This window comes from Allobosea thiooxidans (assembly GCF_900168195.1).
Taxonomy (GTDB): domain Bacteria; phylum Pseudomonadota; class Alphaproteobacteria; order Rhizobiales; family Beijerinckiaceae; genus Allobosea; species Allobosea thiooxidans.
This window is the reverse complement of the sequence record NZ_FUYX01000005.1, coordinates 153581-165474: the sequence shown is the minus strand read 5'-3', so window position 1 is coordinate 165474 and position 11894 is coordinate 153581. Positions and strand designations below refer to the sequence as shown.

Genomic DNA, 11894 nt, shown 5'->3' with positions numbered 1-11894 from the left:
ACATGGCGGGAGACTGGTCCGACCTCACCAAGCGCGTCGCGCGCGGCATCGCCGAGGTGAAGAAGACGACGGGCTCGGAGCTCGTCGCCGAGAGCCAGCCCGTGCCGCTCGCCGGCCGCATCGCCGGCCCGGTGATCCAGCATCGCCGGCGGCGCGCCGAGGGCACGCATCGCTTCGTGCTGATCCTGCCCTTCGGCGAGGCCGAGGTCCGCGTCGAGCTCGATCCCAAGGATTACGCCGCACTGACGCGCGAGATGGTGCGCTTCTGGAACGAACAGGGCGAAGCGGCCTCGCAGCCGCCGACGCCGCTCAAGGAGGACGAGGCCTGATGGCTCACTGGCTGATCAAATCCGAACCCTCGGTCTGGTCCTGGGAGGACCAGGTCAAGGCCGGCGCCAAGGGCACGCATTGGGACGGGGTCAAGAACCACACCGCCAAGCTCAACCTGATGGCGATGAAGAAGGGCGACCAGGTCTTCTTCTACCACTCCAACGAAGGGCTCGAGGTCGTCGGCATCGTCGAGGTCATCAAGGAAGCCTATCCTTGGGAACAGGCCGGCCCGCCCTGGGTTCTGGTCGACTTCAAGGCGGTGAAGCCGCTGCCGAAGCCGGTGTCGCTCGCCGCCGTCAAGGCCGAGCCGAAGCTCGCCAAGATGTCGCTGGTCACCTCCTTCCGCCTCTCGGTCCAGCCGGTGACGGATGAGGAGTGGGACATCGTCTGCAAGATGGGCGGCCTCTGAGCCGTCAGCGGCGGTAGTAGCGCGCGAAAGGCGGATAGCTCGCCAGCGCGCGTGGCCGATAGGACAGCATCGCTTCGAGGATCGGCACGGCCGGCGCCTGCAGCCGCGGCTCGACGGACGGCGCCATGCGCGCCGGCTGCGGCTGAAAGCCGTGCAGGACGAAGCCCTCGCGCGTGCCCTCGCTCCAGGGCAACAACGAGGTCCGCCGCTCGTCATGCTGCAGGCCGAGCGCATCGGGCCTGAGCTCCGAGATCAGCCCCGGCTCGACGACGAGGGCGGGCCTGGCTGCCCGTGCCTCATCGATCATCCAGCCGAGCGCAAGGTCGGACAGCCCCATCTGCAGGCCGTAGCCCCCGCCGATGTCGGTATGTACGCCGGCGAACCAGAGCTGCCGGATCTGCCCCGGCGGCGCCCCGGTCTCATCCCAGAGCTCCGGCGCGAAGACCTGCCGGTTCTCGTCGATGGCCAATGCCTGGCGGCCATGCGCGACCTGCCGGTTGAGGATCGCATCGTGGAATTTGTGCCGCCCCGGCAGGCTGCCGATGGCCGGCAGCCCGAGCGCCCGCACAGTGTCCCAGACGCCGACGAAGAAGGGTGGGGCCGGCTCCGTGCGATGGCGCTGCCGAAACGCCGCCGCGGCCTCGGCGCGGGCTGCACCATCCTTGACCATGTAGACGTCCTTGACCGCGCTCGCCGCGAGCCCGCGCACCTCCTGCGCCCGGATCACGTCGGTGAAGCCGTCCCAGCGCAGGATATTGGCGAAGCCCGCCGGCACGCCGCATAGCGCCAAGACCCCGCCGAGGCTGCGCACGGTGTAGGCGCCACGGCTGAAGCCGAACAGGAAGATGCGATCGCCCGGCCGGAAGGCGCAGAGCAGCGCCGCATAACAGTCGATGATGTTGTCGGTGATGCCGTAGCCGGTCGCCTGAGCGAGCAGGTCCTTGAAGCGCCGGAACAGCCCGCGGACCTCGCCCTCGTCGGGGTTGGAGCCGAGGCCGGGATCGTAAAAGCAGATCTGCCCGGCAGGGTCGGCCTCCCGCGTCGCCATGAACAGGCGATAGATGCTGGTCCAGTTGATCGGGTTGGCGCCACCCGCCTGCCCCGTCCCATCGGAAAAGATGCAGATATTGCGCGCCATGGCCCCTCGCCCGGCCGCCATCCTACCATGGGATGGGGCGCCCCGGGGACAAGCGGGCGGCAAGCCATGCTCCGCGCGCCTGCCCCTGCCACGAAAGTGCGACGCACAATGGCTTGCCGCGCCGCGCATGCATCCTATGATGCGGCGAATTCAAAGGAAGCGCTGTCCGGCCCGCGTCGGGACGGACCAACGCAACACAGACGATCCAAGTCTGGGGAGACGCCCGAATGTCCGAGACGATCTACGACGTGCCCTCCGCCTGGTCCGACAAGGCCTGGGCGAACGATGCCCGCTACCAGGAAATGTACGCGGCCTCGATCAAGGACCCCGAGAAATTCTGGGGGGAGCACGGCAAGCGGATCGACTGGTTCAAGCCCTACACCCGGGTGAAGAACACCAGCTTCGAGCCCGGCAAGGTCTCGATCAAATGGTATGAGGACGGCACCACTAACGTCGCCCATAACTGCGTCGACCGGCATCTCGCCAAGCGCGGCGATCAGACCGCGATCATCTGGGAAGGCGACAACCCGGCCGAGTCGAAGGTGATCACCTATCGCGAGCTCCACGCAGAGGTCTGCAAGTTCGCGAACGTGCTCAAGGCCCACGGCGTCGAGAAGGGCGACCGCGTCACCATCTACCTGCCGATGATCCCCGAGGCGGCCTATGCCATGCTCGCCTGCGCGCGCATCGGCGCGGTCCATTCGGTGGTGTTCGGCGGCTTCTCGCCCGATTCGCTGGCGAGCCGCATCGAGGATTCCGATTCCAAGATCGTTGTCACGGCTGATGAAGGCCTGCGCGGCGGCCGCACCGTCCCGCTCAAGAAGAACGTCGACAGCGCCAACGACAAGGTGAAGGGCGGCATCGGCACCGTCATCGTGGTCAGGCGCACCGGCGGCAACGTCGCGATGCAGGCCGGCCGCGACGTCTGGTATCACGACGAAGCCGCCAAGGTTTCCGCCGATTGCCCGGCCGTCGAGATGAATGCGGAGGATCCGCTCTTCCTGCTCTACACCTCGGGCTCGACCGGCAAGCCGAAGGGCGTGCTGCACACCACCGCGGGCTATCTGGTCTATACCGCGATCACCCATCAATACGTCTTCGACTATCACGACGGCGACATCTACTGGTGCACCGCCGATGTCGGCTGGGTCACCGGCCACAGCTACATCCTCTACGGCCCGCTCGCGAACGGCGCGACGACGCTGATGTTCGAGGGTATCCCGACCTATCCGTCGATCTCCCGCTTCTGGGAGGTGATCGACAAGCACAAGGTCAACACCTTCTACACCGCGCCGACCGCCATCCGCTCGCTGATGGGCGCCGGCGAGGAGCCGGTGAAGAAGACCAGCCGCGCCTCGCTGCGCCTGCTCGGCTCGGTCGGCGAGCCGATCAATCCGGAGGCCTGGGAGTGGTATCACCGCGTCGTCGGCGACCGCCGCTGCCCGATCGTCGACACCTGGTGGCAGACCGAGACCGGCGGCATCCTGATCACCCCGCTGCCCGGCGCGACCCGGCTCAAGCCCGGCTCGGCCACCCGCCCCTTCTTCGGCATCAGGCCGGAGATCCTCGACGCCGAGGGCAAGGTCCTGGAGGGCGCCTGCGAGGGCAACCTCGTCATCGCCGATAGCTGGCCCGGCCAGATGCGGACCGTCTATGGCGACCATCAGCGCTTCATGGACACCTATTTCGCCACCTACGCCAACAAGTACTTCACCGGCGACGGCTCCCGGCGCGATGCCGACGGCTATTACTGGATCACCGGCCGCGTCGACGACGTCATCAACGTCTCCGGCCACCGCATGGGCACGGCCGAGGTCGAATCGGCGCTCGTCGCGCACCCCTCGGTCTCGGAGGCCGCGGTCGTCGGCTATCCGCACGACATCAAGGGCCAGGGCATCTACGCCTATGTCACGTTGATGACCGGCGAGAGCCCGAGCGAGGACCTGCGCAAGGAGCTCGTCGCCTATGTCCGCAACGAGATCGGGCCGATCGCCTCGCCGGACCTGATCCAGTTCGCGCCCGGCCTGCCCAAGACGCGCTCCGGCAAGATCATGCGCCGCATCCTGCGCAAGATCGCCGAGGACGAATTCGGCGCGCTCGGCGACACCTCGACGCTGGCCGATCCGGCTGTCGTCGACGATCTCATCGAGAACCGCCAGAACAAGCGCAAGGCGGGCTGAGCCCCCTTTTCATCGCTCGACGTCATGCTCGCCCTTGTGGCGAGCATCCACGTCTTGAACACCGCGCTCGACGAAGGAAGGCGTGGATGGTCGGGACAAGCCCGACCATGACGGGCAGACTGAAACCGTGCTCTGCCCTTGCCCTCACGGCGCGGCCGCCACCACCTCGATCTCGACCTTGAACTCCGGCCGAGTGAAGCCCGAGACGATCATCAGGGTCGAGGCCGGCGGCGGCGTGCCGACATGGGCGTCGCGCGATTCCATGTAGCCCTTCATGTAAGCGCGGTCGGTGACATAGGCGTTGACCCGCACGATGTCGGCCAGCGTCATCCCGGCTTCGGCCAGGATCGCAGCGATGTTCGCGAAGCACAGATCCGCCTGGGCCCGGACATCGTCCGGCACCGTGCCGTCGGCCGCGATCCCCAATTGCCCGGAACAGAAGGCGAGCCGCCGGCCGGCCGGCAGCTCCATGCCGTGGCTGTAGCGGGCGAAAGGCGGCGCGATGGCGGCGGGGTTGAGCGGCTTCATGGGCGATATCTCCGGGAATCGCCTGGGACTATGCCCGCGCGCCTGCGCAGGGGCCAGAGCGCCCGCGTGGCTTCGCAATGTGCCCGGCCTGCGCTAGACCACGCTCATGCCGCGTTCATTTGCGTTCCTGTGATAATGACGCAAAGCTCGGCTGACCGAGATCGGAACCTGCGCCGCATGACGATGATGAAGACCGCCACGCCCGCCCTGAGCCGGGTTGCCGCCCTGCTGCCCCTCCTGGCCCTGACGGCCTGCGCCGGCTCGCAGCGTTTCAGCGGCCCGACGATGAATCCGCCCTCCTACAATCAGCCCGTCCTGCCTTCGGCCCCGCCAGTGGCCTCGGCGCCGGTGACCTCCGAGCCGCTGCCTCCCCCCGGCGGCTATCCGGCCGCTTCCGCCCCCCCCGCCGCGGGCGGCATGCCGGGATCGCAGGATCCGTTCTTCGATCCCTCGGCCGGGGTCCCGCAGGGCCAGGGCGTTTCCCCGGGCGGCCAGCCCGAGCAGGCACCCGGCCTGCGCGGCAGCAACAACCAGGTCGCCGGCCTGGGAGCGAGCCCGAGCGCGCCCCGCCCGGCCGCGAGCCGCGACAGCATGGTCGGCGGCTGGACCGCCCGCGAGGCGACGGGCGGCACTTGCCGGATCCAGCTCTCCAGCTCGCCGACGCTCGACCTCTATCGCGCCAGCTCCTCCGGCTGCGCCAACCGCGATCTGCAGAAGATCACCGCCTGGGATTATCGCGACGGCGAGGTCTATCTCTACCAGCAGGGCGGCACGGTCGCTGCGCGGCTGCGCTCCGGCGGATCGGGCTCGCTCGATGGCGCCGTCACGAAATCGGGCGCGGGCCTCTCGCTCAATCGCTGAGGCCGAATCGGCCCGGGTCGAATCGATCCGGGCTGAGAACAGCGAGGTCTGACGGCTCAGGCCCCGAAAGCCCGCGCGAGGAGGCTCGTCGGCCAGAGGCTGCGCTGGATCGAGAGAGCCAGCGTGGCGAAGCCGCGCGCATTGTCGAGCGCCTCGTCGAGAATGGTGAAGGGGGTCGGCCCGCCGGTCGCGATCACGCCCTCGACATCCGCATGCCCGCCGACAAGCACGGCCTCGAACTTTGCCGCCAGACGGCGCATCGCGGCATTCTCGGGCAGGCAGGTCATGTAGAGGGTCCGGATGCCGCGATTGCGCGCCGCCGTGACCAGGCGCCCGAACAGATCCCCGCCAATGCCGCGGCGTCGCCAGCCCTGCTCGACGCTGAACGCCGCTTCTCCGGTCTCCACGAGGATGTCGTCGAGGCCGCGCAGCTCTGCCGCCCCGCGGACGACCCCGTCCTCGACATAGGCGTAGACGAGGCCGCCGACGCCGAAAGTCGTCGCGGCATAGTTCTCGAGGAACGCGTCGTTGACCACGGTCCCGAAGCGCTGGTGCCGGGTCACCGGATCGAGTCGGAGCAGATGCTCCCTGAAGAGGTCGCGCTCCGTCGGCCACAGCCGCCTGACCACGCCAATGCCGGTCCTTGCCCCGGCAGGTTTCGAACGAGCCAAATCTCATCTCCTGTACAGCGCATCTGTCGCGCTACCGACCAGGAGGCGTGTCTTCCCTAACTTGCTGCGCAGATTGTGCCCGAACTTGGCATTTGCAAGGCGCGAACCTGCGGCATTTTCGCCGTGCCCGGCGCCAAAACAGCCAATCAACGCCAGGTTGCATGCAAAATTGACATGACGAGCGGCTTCATCAGCTTGGGGATGGCGCAGAAAAAAGCACTATAATGACGAAAAACGTCGTGCGATAATTTCGCACGGACCCCGATGACGGCGCGCCCGGCATGAGCTAAGTTGCGAGCTCCCGGTCACTCAGACTTGAAGCTCCATGTTCGATCGTCGCAAGCCTCCTGCTGCCCAACCTTTCGTCACGCACGAAAATATCGAAGCCAAGATCAAGTGGTTCGACCCCGAGAAGGGGTTCGGTTTCGCTTCGCCCGCCGACGGTTCGGGCGATGTGTTCCTGCATGTCTCGGCGATCGGCCCGCTCGATCAGCAGGATCTGCTGCCCGGCGCCACCATCGTCGTCGACCTCGGCGAAGGCCGCCGCGGCCTTCAGGTCGTCGCGGTCCATGAGATCGACGCCTCCACCGCAACCGAAACCGCGCCTGCTCCGCGCGGCTTCTCCCCGCGCCCGCCCCGCGATGATTTCGGCGGCGGCTATGGCGACCGGGATCGCGGTGGCTTCGGCGGCGACCGCGGTCCTCGCGGCGGCGGCTTCCAGGATCGCGACAGCGGCCCGGTCGAAGGGCCTTTCGACGGCGCCGTGAAGTTCTTCAACTCGGATCGCGGCTTCGGCTTCATCGCGCCGGACAAGGGCGGCCCGGACGTGTTCCTGCACGTCTCCTCGCTCAGCCGCAGCGGCCTGCAGCCGCCGATCGACGGGCAGCGCGTGCGCTTCTCGATCCGCGCCGGCCGCAAGGGCCCGGAAGCCGCGAACGTCAGCTTCATCTGAAGCGGCTTCAGGCTCTATCCAAACACCAAAGGCCCGCCATTGGCGGGCCTTTTTGTTTGTCGTGCTGAACGCGGCTGAACTCCGGAGGTCGTCATACTCGGCCCTTGTGGCGGGCATCCACGCCTTGAAGACGGCTCCCGATCAGCGAAGGTCTGGATGGCCGGGACAAGCCCGGCCATGACGGAGCAGCTGCAACCTCAGGTTCCTGGCTCGTCCTTGAGGCGAAGCACCGAAACGACAGCCGGCTTCCCGCCGATCAATGGTCGTGATCGTCGCCTTCGAGGCCGCCGATATGCTTCTGGGTGTAGAGTTCGAGGCCGACGCGGGCGATCAGGTCGAGCTGGGTCTCGAGGAAGTCGATATGGCCTTCCTCGTCCTTCATCAGCGCCTTGAACAGGTCCTCGGATGGGAAGTCACCGACGTCGCGGCAATATTTCGCCGCCTCCTGGTAGAGCGCGCGCGCCTCGATCTCGGCCTTGAGGTCGCACTCGATCACTTCCTTGACGTTCTCGCCGATGCGAAGCTGGTCGAGCGTCTGCAGGTTGGGGAAGCCTTCGAGGAAGAGGATGCGGTCGACGAAACGGTCGGCATGGACCATCTCCTCGATCGATTCCTTCTTCCAGGTCTTGGCCATCTCCTTCAGCCCCCAATTGTCGAGCATCCGGTAGTGCAGCCAGTACTGATTGATGGCGGTGAGCTCGGAGCGCAGCCCCTTGTTGAGATATTCGATGACCTTCTTGTCGCCCTTCATGGCAGCTCTCCGCAATCCACATTAGAATGATCCTAATGTAGGATGCGTCACCGCAGAAGGAAAGAGGGAAAAAGGCGCAGCCCGTGACACCCGGCGCCGCAGTCACTCAGGCGGCGGCGGCGTCCTCGACGAGCTCGATGCCTTCCAGCATGCGGCCGACAGTGACATGCACCGCGCATTCGATCTCGCGGCTGGCGCAGCTGCCGCACTGCGTCGCGCAGGCCGCCCGCGCTTCCGCCAGAATCGCCCTCACCTCGCGCGCGCAACGACCGCAATCCGGGCTGCAGCCGAGGCAGTCATAGGCCTCGCCCGCCGTCCGGGGGCCGCTGCCGTCAGCGGCGACCGTGCCCTTGATCTGGCGGCAGGACAGAACGTTGCAGGAGCAGACGATCACGCGTGATGGCCCACCACGCGCTTGGTTTCGATCTCTTCGCCATCGGCGCGGCGCAGCCGCACGATGACCTCGACGGACGAGATCACCATGCCCTCCGGAGCCTCCGGCAGGCCGGAGACGTGGATCGTCGAGCCGGGGATGTCGGTGACCGTCTCGTCGTCCTCGTTGTAGAAATGGTGGTGCTCGGAGACGTTGGTGTCGAAGAAGGTCTTCGGGCCGGAGACTGAGACCTGGCGCAGCAGGCCGGCTTCCGAGAACTGCCGCAGCGTGTTGTAGACGGTCGCGAGCGAGAGCGGCTCGCGAGCCCGCAGCGCCTCCTCATAGAGCATCTCGGCGCTGACATGCCGGTCTCCCTTGGCGAAGAGCAGCCAGCCCAGCGCCATGCGCTGGCGCGTTGGCCTGAGACCCGCCGTCCGCAGCCGGGCTTTCACCGCGCTGATCGGGCATGAGCCCGGGCTTTTCTGCGGCCAAGGGATATGGTCGCCCGCCACCGGCTTGTGATCCTGATCCTTGTTCGCGAGAACGCTCATCGACAACGCCTTTTACCACGCCGGCTACCCGGCCATGCAGTTTAGAAAACATCTAAACTACTGATATTATTGCCATATTTGCCAAGTTCGACATCGATTGTCAATCATTCCGGCTGCGACATCCCGCTGCGGCCCGGCGCGATCCACCGATCTGTCAACCGTCCGCGGCGGCCGAGGCACGTCGCCCGATGGACGCCGCAGACGACCTCAATGGCCGCCGCCGCCTCCGGCGGCCGCCTTTGGAGGCTTGCTCAGGAACAGCGACAGCACCACGAGCCCGCCGAAGATCACGGTCAGGCCGAGGAAGACGTCGCCGAAGGCCATGACCAGCGCCTGCTTGTGGACGCGCTGGTTGATCAGCGCGAGCGCCATGTTCTGCGCCGCGTCGCCATAGTCGCCGAAACGCTGCGCCGTGCTGGCGAGAGCGTCCTCGGCGACCTGCCGGCCGGCCGCGACCATCTCGTGCAGCCGGGTGATGTGCAGGTCGGTGCGCGTGTTCAGCATGGTGTTGATGACGGCGAGCCCGACGGCCCCGCCGAGATTGCGCGTCAGGTTGTAGAGCCCCGAGGCGTTCTTGAGCTGCTGCGGCGGCAGCGTCCCCAGCGCGATGTTGTTGATCGGCACCATGCACAGCATCAGCGAACAGCCGCGCAGGATCTGCGGCCAGAGCAGCTCGTTGAAATCCCAGTCCGAGGTGACATGCGAGGCGAGCCAGGTGCCGAGCGCGAAGCCGGAGAAGCCGATGATCATCATCACCCGCGGGTCGAGCTTGGCCGAGAGCCGGCCGGCGATCGGCGCGGTCAGGAACATGGCGAGGCCGGTGACGAACATGGTCTCGCCGATCATCAGCGCGTCATAACCGCGGATACGCCCGAGATAGACCGGGTAGAGATAGGTCAGCCCGTAGAGGCCGATGCCCATGGTGAAGGAGAACAGCGAGCCGAAGGCGAAGTTGCGGTTTCGGAACGCATAGAGATCGACCAGCGGGTCCTCGCGCGTCAACGCCCGCCAGAAGAACAGCACTGCGCCCGCGACCATGACGACCGAGAAGAACACGATCTCGTGGCTCTGGAACCAATCGAGCCGCGTTCCCTCCTCCAGCACATATTCGAGGCTGCCGAGGAAGGCGGCCATCGCGGCAAGCCCCAGCCAATCGAAGCGCTTGATCAGGCTGTGGTCGGGCTTGTCGAAATCGATCAGCGTCCAGGCCGCGATCGTCACCGCGATGCCGGGAACGACATTGACGAGGAAGAGCCAGTGCCAGGAGAAGGCATGGCTCAGATAGCCGCCGACGGTCGGGCCGATCGTCGGCGCCAGCGTCGCGACGAGGCCGATCAAGGGCGAGACGATCGGCCGCTTGGCCGGCGGGAAGATGGTGAAGGCCGCGGCAAAGACGCCGGGAATCATGCCGCCGCCGATGAAGCCCTGCACGGCGCGCCACAGGATCATCTCGTTGATCGAGTTGGCCTGGGCGCAGAGCACGCTCGCGATCGTGAAGCCCGCCGCCGCGATCGAGAAGAAGACCCGCGTCGACAGCGCCCGGCTGAGATAGCCGGATAGCGGGATCATGATCACTTCGGCGATCAGATAGGCGGTCTGGACCCAGGCGATCTCGTCCGAGGAGGCGGAGAGGCCGGCCTGGATCTCGGCCAGCGAGGCCGAGACGATCTGGATGTCCAAGATCGCCATGAACATGCCGAAGACCATCGCCATGAAGGCGAGGATCCGCCGCATCGGAATGGCGTCGGGGGCCGGCGGAGCACCCGCCGGCGCATTCAGGGTCGCGGTGGCCATGACGGCCTCCTCGGGATGGGATCAGCTCTGGCTGCCGGGGCGGGGATCGATCGAGACCACCACCGACATGCCCGGCCTGAGCACGTGCCTGCCGGCCGATTCCCGGTCGAGCGCAATGCGCACCGGTACGCGCTGCACGATCTTGGTGAAATTGCCGGTCGCGTTGTCGGGCGGCAGCAGGGTGAAGACCGAGCCGGTGCCGCCGGCGATGCCGCTCACTGTGCCGTGGAAGACCTGGCCGGGCAGCGCGTCGACGGTGACCGTCGCCTTGTCGCCGATCTTCAACGGCCCGATCTGGGTCTCCTTGAAGTTGGCGTCGACATAGACCTGGTCGAGCGGGACGATCGACATCAGCCGCTTGCCGGTACCGACGAGATCGCCGAGCTGGACATTGGTGTTGGCGACGAGGCCGTCGATCGGCGCCGCGATCCTCGTGAAGGAAAGATCGCGTTCGGCCTTCTGCTCGGCGACCTTGAGCTCGTCGATCTGGCGGGCCGCCTCGACGCGCTGCGCCTTCAGCACCTCGATATTGGCCTGCGCCTGCACGACGCCGGCCTTCGCGCTCGCCAGCGAGGCTACCGCCTGGTCGCGCGCGGCGGTGGCCGCGTCGAGCGCCGCCTGCGAGCCATAGGACTTTGCCGCAAGGCTGCTGGCGCGGTCGAAATCGGCGGCGGTGCGGGTGACGGCCGCCTCGGCGGAGATCTGCTGGGCCTTGGACTGGGCGAGCGCGGCGCCCGCAGCATCGATCTGGCTGTCGATCCGCGCCAGCGTCGCGCGGGCCGTCGCCGTCTTGGCGCGGGCGCTGTCGAGCGCGATCTGCCAGTCGCCATCATCAAGCGCGACGAGCGGCTGCCCGGCCTTGATCTCCTGGTTCTGGACCACGGAGACGGAGGTGATGTGGGAGGCGAGCTTCGCCGAGATCGTCGCCATCTCGGCGCCGACATAGGCGTCGTCGGTCGAGACGATGAAGCGGCCATTGCGCCACCAGTCGACGCCATACCAGAGGCCGATGCCGACGGCCGCGGCCGCCACGACCGTCAGGATGCCGCGCTTCAGCGGCGCCCGGCCGGCCCCGGCCTTGGCGGCGGCAGGCGCCTCCTGGCCTTGCGGTCCATGGGCCTTGCGGGCGGTAGCGGGCTCGGCCGGCTGTGCGGTTTCGGCCGTGGCGTCGACGAGCTTCAATCGATCGCGTCGGGTCTCGGAAGCGGTGTCTGCAGACATCGTGCGTCCTGCCTGTCAATTCGAACCAGTCGGTTCGATTGCGCTTGAAATAAACCGGGTGATGAGGCATATCAAGTCAAATCGAACCGGTTGGTTCGATTATTTTTACGAGGACATGACGGGACGAACTCCCGC

General features: G+C 66.9%; 13 protein-coding genes. 5 read left to right on the top strand and 8 right to left on the bottom strand.

What is annotated here, in order from left to right; genetic code table 11:
- Nucleotides 1-2: 2 nt before the first annotated feature.
- Both B5Y19_RS11265 and B5Y19_RS11260 read left to right on the top strand, forming a co-directional pair.
- Nucleotides 3-329, top strand: coding sequence for a hypothetical protein (locus B5Y19_RS11265; protein WP_055729561.1), 327 nt, complete (start codon nt 3-5; stop codon nt 327-329).
- The gene (locus tag B5Y19_RS11260) at nt 329-739 is read left to right on the top strand and encodes an EVE domain-containing protein (RefSeq protein ID WP_055729562.1); all 411 of its coding nucleotides are present in this window, start codon (nt 329-331) and stop codon (nt 737-739) included. Before B5Y19_RS11265 ends, B5Y19_RS11260 begins: the two co-directional genes overlap by 1 nt.
- A gap of 4 nt (nt 740-743) precedes the next feature.
- On the opposite strand, the gene B5Y19_RS11255 is transcribed toward B5Y19_RS11260, so the two are convergent.
- The gene (locus B5Y19_RS11255; RefSeq protein ID WP_055729563.1) at nt 744-1877 is read right to left on the bottom strand and encodes a T6SS phospholipase effector Tle1-like catalytic domain-containing protein; all 1134 of its coding nucleotides are present in this window, start codon (nt 1875-1877) and stop codon (nt 744-746) included.
- Nucleotides 1878-2104: 227 nt separating this feature from the next.
- On the opposite strand from B5Y19_RS11255, the gene acs reads away from it, so the two are divergent.
- Complete coding sequence (gene acs / locus B5Y19_RS11250) at nt 2105-4057, top strand: acetate--CoA ligase (RefSeq protein WP_055729564.1); 1953 nt, start codon at nt 2105-2107, stop codon at nt 4055-4057.
- A 144-nt stretch (nt 4058-4201) separates the two neighbouring features.
- Here the strand turns inward: acs and B5Y19_RS11245 are convergent, their stop codons facing one another.
- Entirely contained in the window at nt 4202-4585 is a 384-nt protein-coding gene (locus B5Y19_RS11245) for a RidA family protein (RefSeq protein ID WP_055729565.1), read from the bottom strand.
- 177 nt (nt 4586-4762) lie between these two features.
- Between B5Y19_RS11245 and B5Y19_RS11240 the strand changes: the two genes are divergently transcribed.
- Nucleotides 4763-5446 (top strand): AprI/Inh family metalloprotease inhibitor, encoded by a 684-nt coding sequence (locus tag B5Y19_RS11240; RefSeq protein WP_055729566.1) that lies wholly within the window; start codon nt 4763-4765, stop codon nt 5444-5446.
- Nucleotides 5447-5502: 56 nt separating this feature from the next.
- Here the strand turns inward: B5Y19_RS11240 and B5Y19_RS11235 are convergent, their stop codons facing one another.
- The gene (locus tag B5Y19_RS11235) at nt 5503-6117 is read right to left on the bottom strand and encodes a GNAT family N-acetyltransferase (protein WP_079591485.1); all 615 of its coding nucleotides are present in this window, start codon (nt 6115-6117) and stop codon (nt 5503-5505) included.
- 325 nt (nt 6118-6442) lie between these two features.
- Here B5Y19_RS11235 and B5Y19_RS26600 point away from each other — a divergent pair, with 325 nt between their 5' ends.
- A complete protein-coding gene (locus B5Y19_RS26600; protein ID WP_055729568.1) occupies nt 6443-7069 on the top strand; it encodes a cold-shock protein in 627 nt (208 codons plus the stop codon).
- Between the two features lie 256 nt (nt 7070-7325).
- Here B5Y19_RS26600 and bfr read toward each other — a convergent pair whose 3' ends face one another.
- The 5 genes from bfr to B5Y19_RS11205 all read right to left on the bottom strand — a co-directional run bounded on the left by bfr (nt 7326) and on the right by B5Y19_RS11205 (nt 11759).
- On the bottom strand, nt 7326-7820 hold the full coding sequence (gene bfr, locus B5Y19_RS11225; RefSeq protein ID WP_055729569.1) for a bacterioferritin: 495 nt from the start codon (nt 7818-7820) through the stop codon (nt 7326-7328).
- Between the two features lie 106 nt (nt 7821-7926).
- The gene (locus B5Y19_RS11220; RefSeq protein WP_244555562.1) at nt 7927-8214 is read right to left on the bottom strand and encodes a (2Fe-2S)-binding protein; all 288 of its coding nucleotides are present in this window, start codon (nt 8212-8214) and stop codon (nt 7927-7929) included.
- Nucleotides 8211-8744 (bottom strand): iron response transcriptional regulator IrrA, encoded by a 534-nt coding sequence (gene irrA / locus B5Y19_RS11215; RefSeq protein ID WP_055729570.1) that lies wholly within the window; start codon nt 8742-8744, stop codon nt 8211-8213. The genes B5Y19_RS11220 and irrA overlap by 4 nt, the downstream gene beginning before the upstream one ends.
- Before the next feature lie 207 nt (nt 8745-8951).
- Nucleotides 8952-10538 carry a DHA2 family efflux MFS transporter permease subunit gene (locus tag B5Y19_RS11210; RefSeq protein WP_055729571.1) on the bottom strand — a complete coding sequence of 529 codons (1587 nt, stop codon included), beginning with the start codon at nt 10536-10538 and terminating at the stop codon, nt 8952-8954.
- A 21-nt stretch (nt 10539-10559) separates the two neighbouring features.
- Nucleotides 10560-11759 carry an HlyD family secretion protein gene (locus B5Y19_RS11205; RefSeq protein ID WP_079591484.1) on the bottom strand — a complete coding sequence of 400 codons (1200 nt, stop codon included), beginning with the start codon at nt 11757-11759 and terminating at the stop codon, nt 10560-10562.
- Between the last annotated feature and the right edge of the window lie 135 nt (nt 11760-11894).

What these genes read in the sequence shown, in the direction of transcription:
- B5Y19_RS11265 (WP_055729561.1), top strand. Translation starts at nt 3, where the DNA reads ATGGCGGGAGACTGGTCCGACCTCACCAAGCGCGTCGCGCGCGGCATC.
- B5Y19_RS11260 (WP_055729562.1), top strand. Translation starts at nt 329, where the DNA reads ATGGCTCACTGGCTGATCAAATCCGAACCCTCGGTCTGGTCCTGGGAG.
- B5Y19_RS11255 (WP_055729563.1), bottom strand. Translation starts at nt 1,877, where the DNA reads ATGGCGCGCAATATCTGCATCTTTTCCGATGGGACGGGGCAGGCGGGT.
- acs (WP_055729564.1), top strand. Translation starts at nt 2,105, where the DNA reads ATGTCCGAGACGATCTACGACGTGCCCTCCGCCTGGTCCGACAAGGCC.
- B5Y19_RS11245 (WP_055729565.1), bottom strand. Translation starts at nt 4,585, where the DNA reads ATGAAGCCGCTCAACCCCGCCGCCATCGCGCCGCCTTTCGCCCGCTAC.
- B5Y19_RS11240 (WP_055729566.1), top strand. Translation starts at nt 4,763, where the DNA reads ATGACGATGATGAAGACCGCCACGCCCGCCCTGAGCCGGGTTGCCGCC.
- B5Y19_RS26600 (WP_055729568.1), top strand. Translation starts at nt 6,443, where the DNA reads ATGTTCGATCGTCGCAAGCCTCCTGCTGCCCAACCTTTCGTCACGCAC.
- bfr (WP_055729569.1), bottom strand. Translation starts at nt 7,820, where the DNA reads ATGAAGGGCGACAAGAAGGTCATCGAATATCTCAACAAGGGGCTGCGC.
- irrA (WP_055729570.1), bottom strand. Translation starts at nt 8,744, where the DNA reads ATGAGCGTTCTCGCGAACAAGGATCAGGATCACAAGCCGGTGGCGGGC.
- B5Y19_RS11210 (WP_055729571.1), bottom strand. Translation starts at nt 10,538, where the DNA reads ATGGCCACCGCGACCCTGAATGCGCCGGCGGGTGCTCCGCCGGCCCCC.
- B5Y19_RS11205 (WP_079591484.1), bottom strand. Translation starts at nt 11,759, where the DNA reads ATGTCTGCAGACACCGCTTCCGAGACCCGACGCGATCGATTGAAGCTC.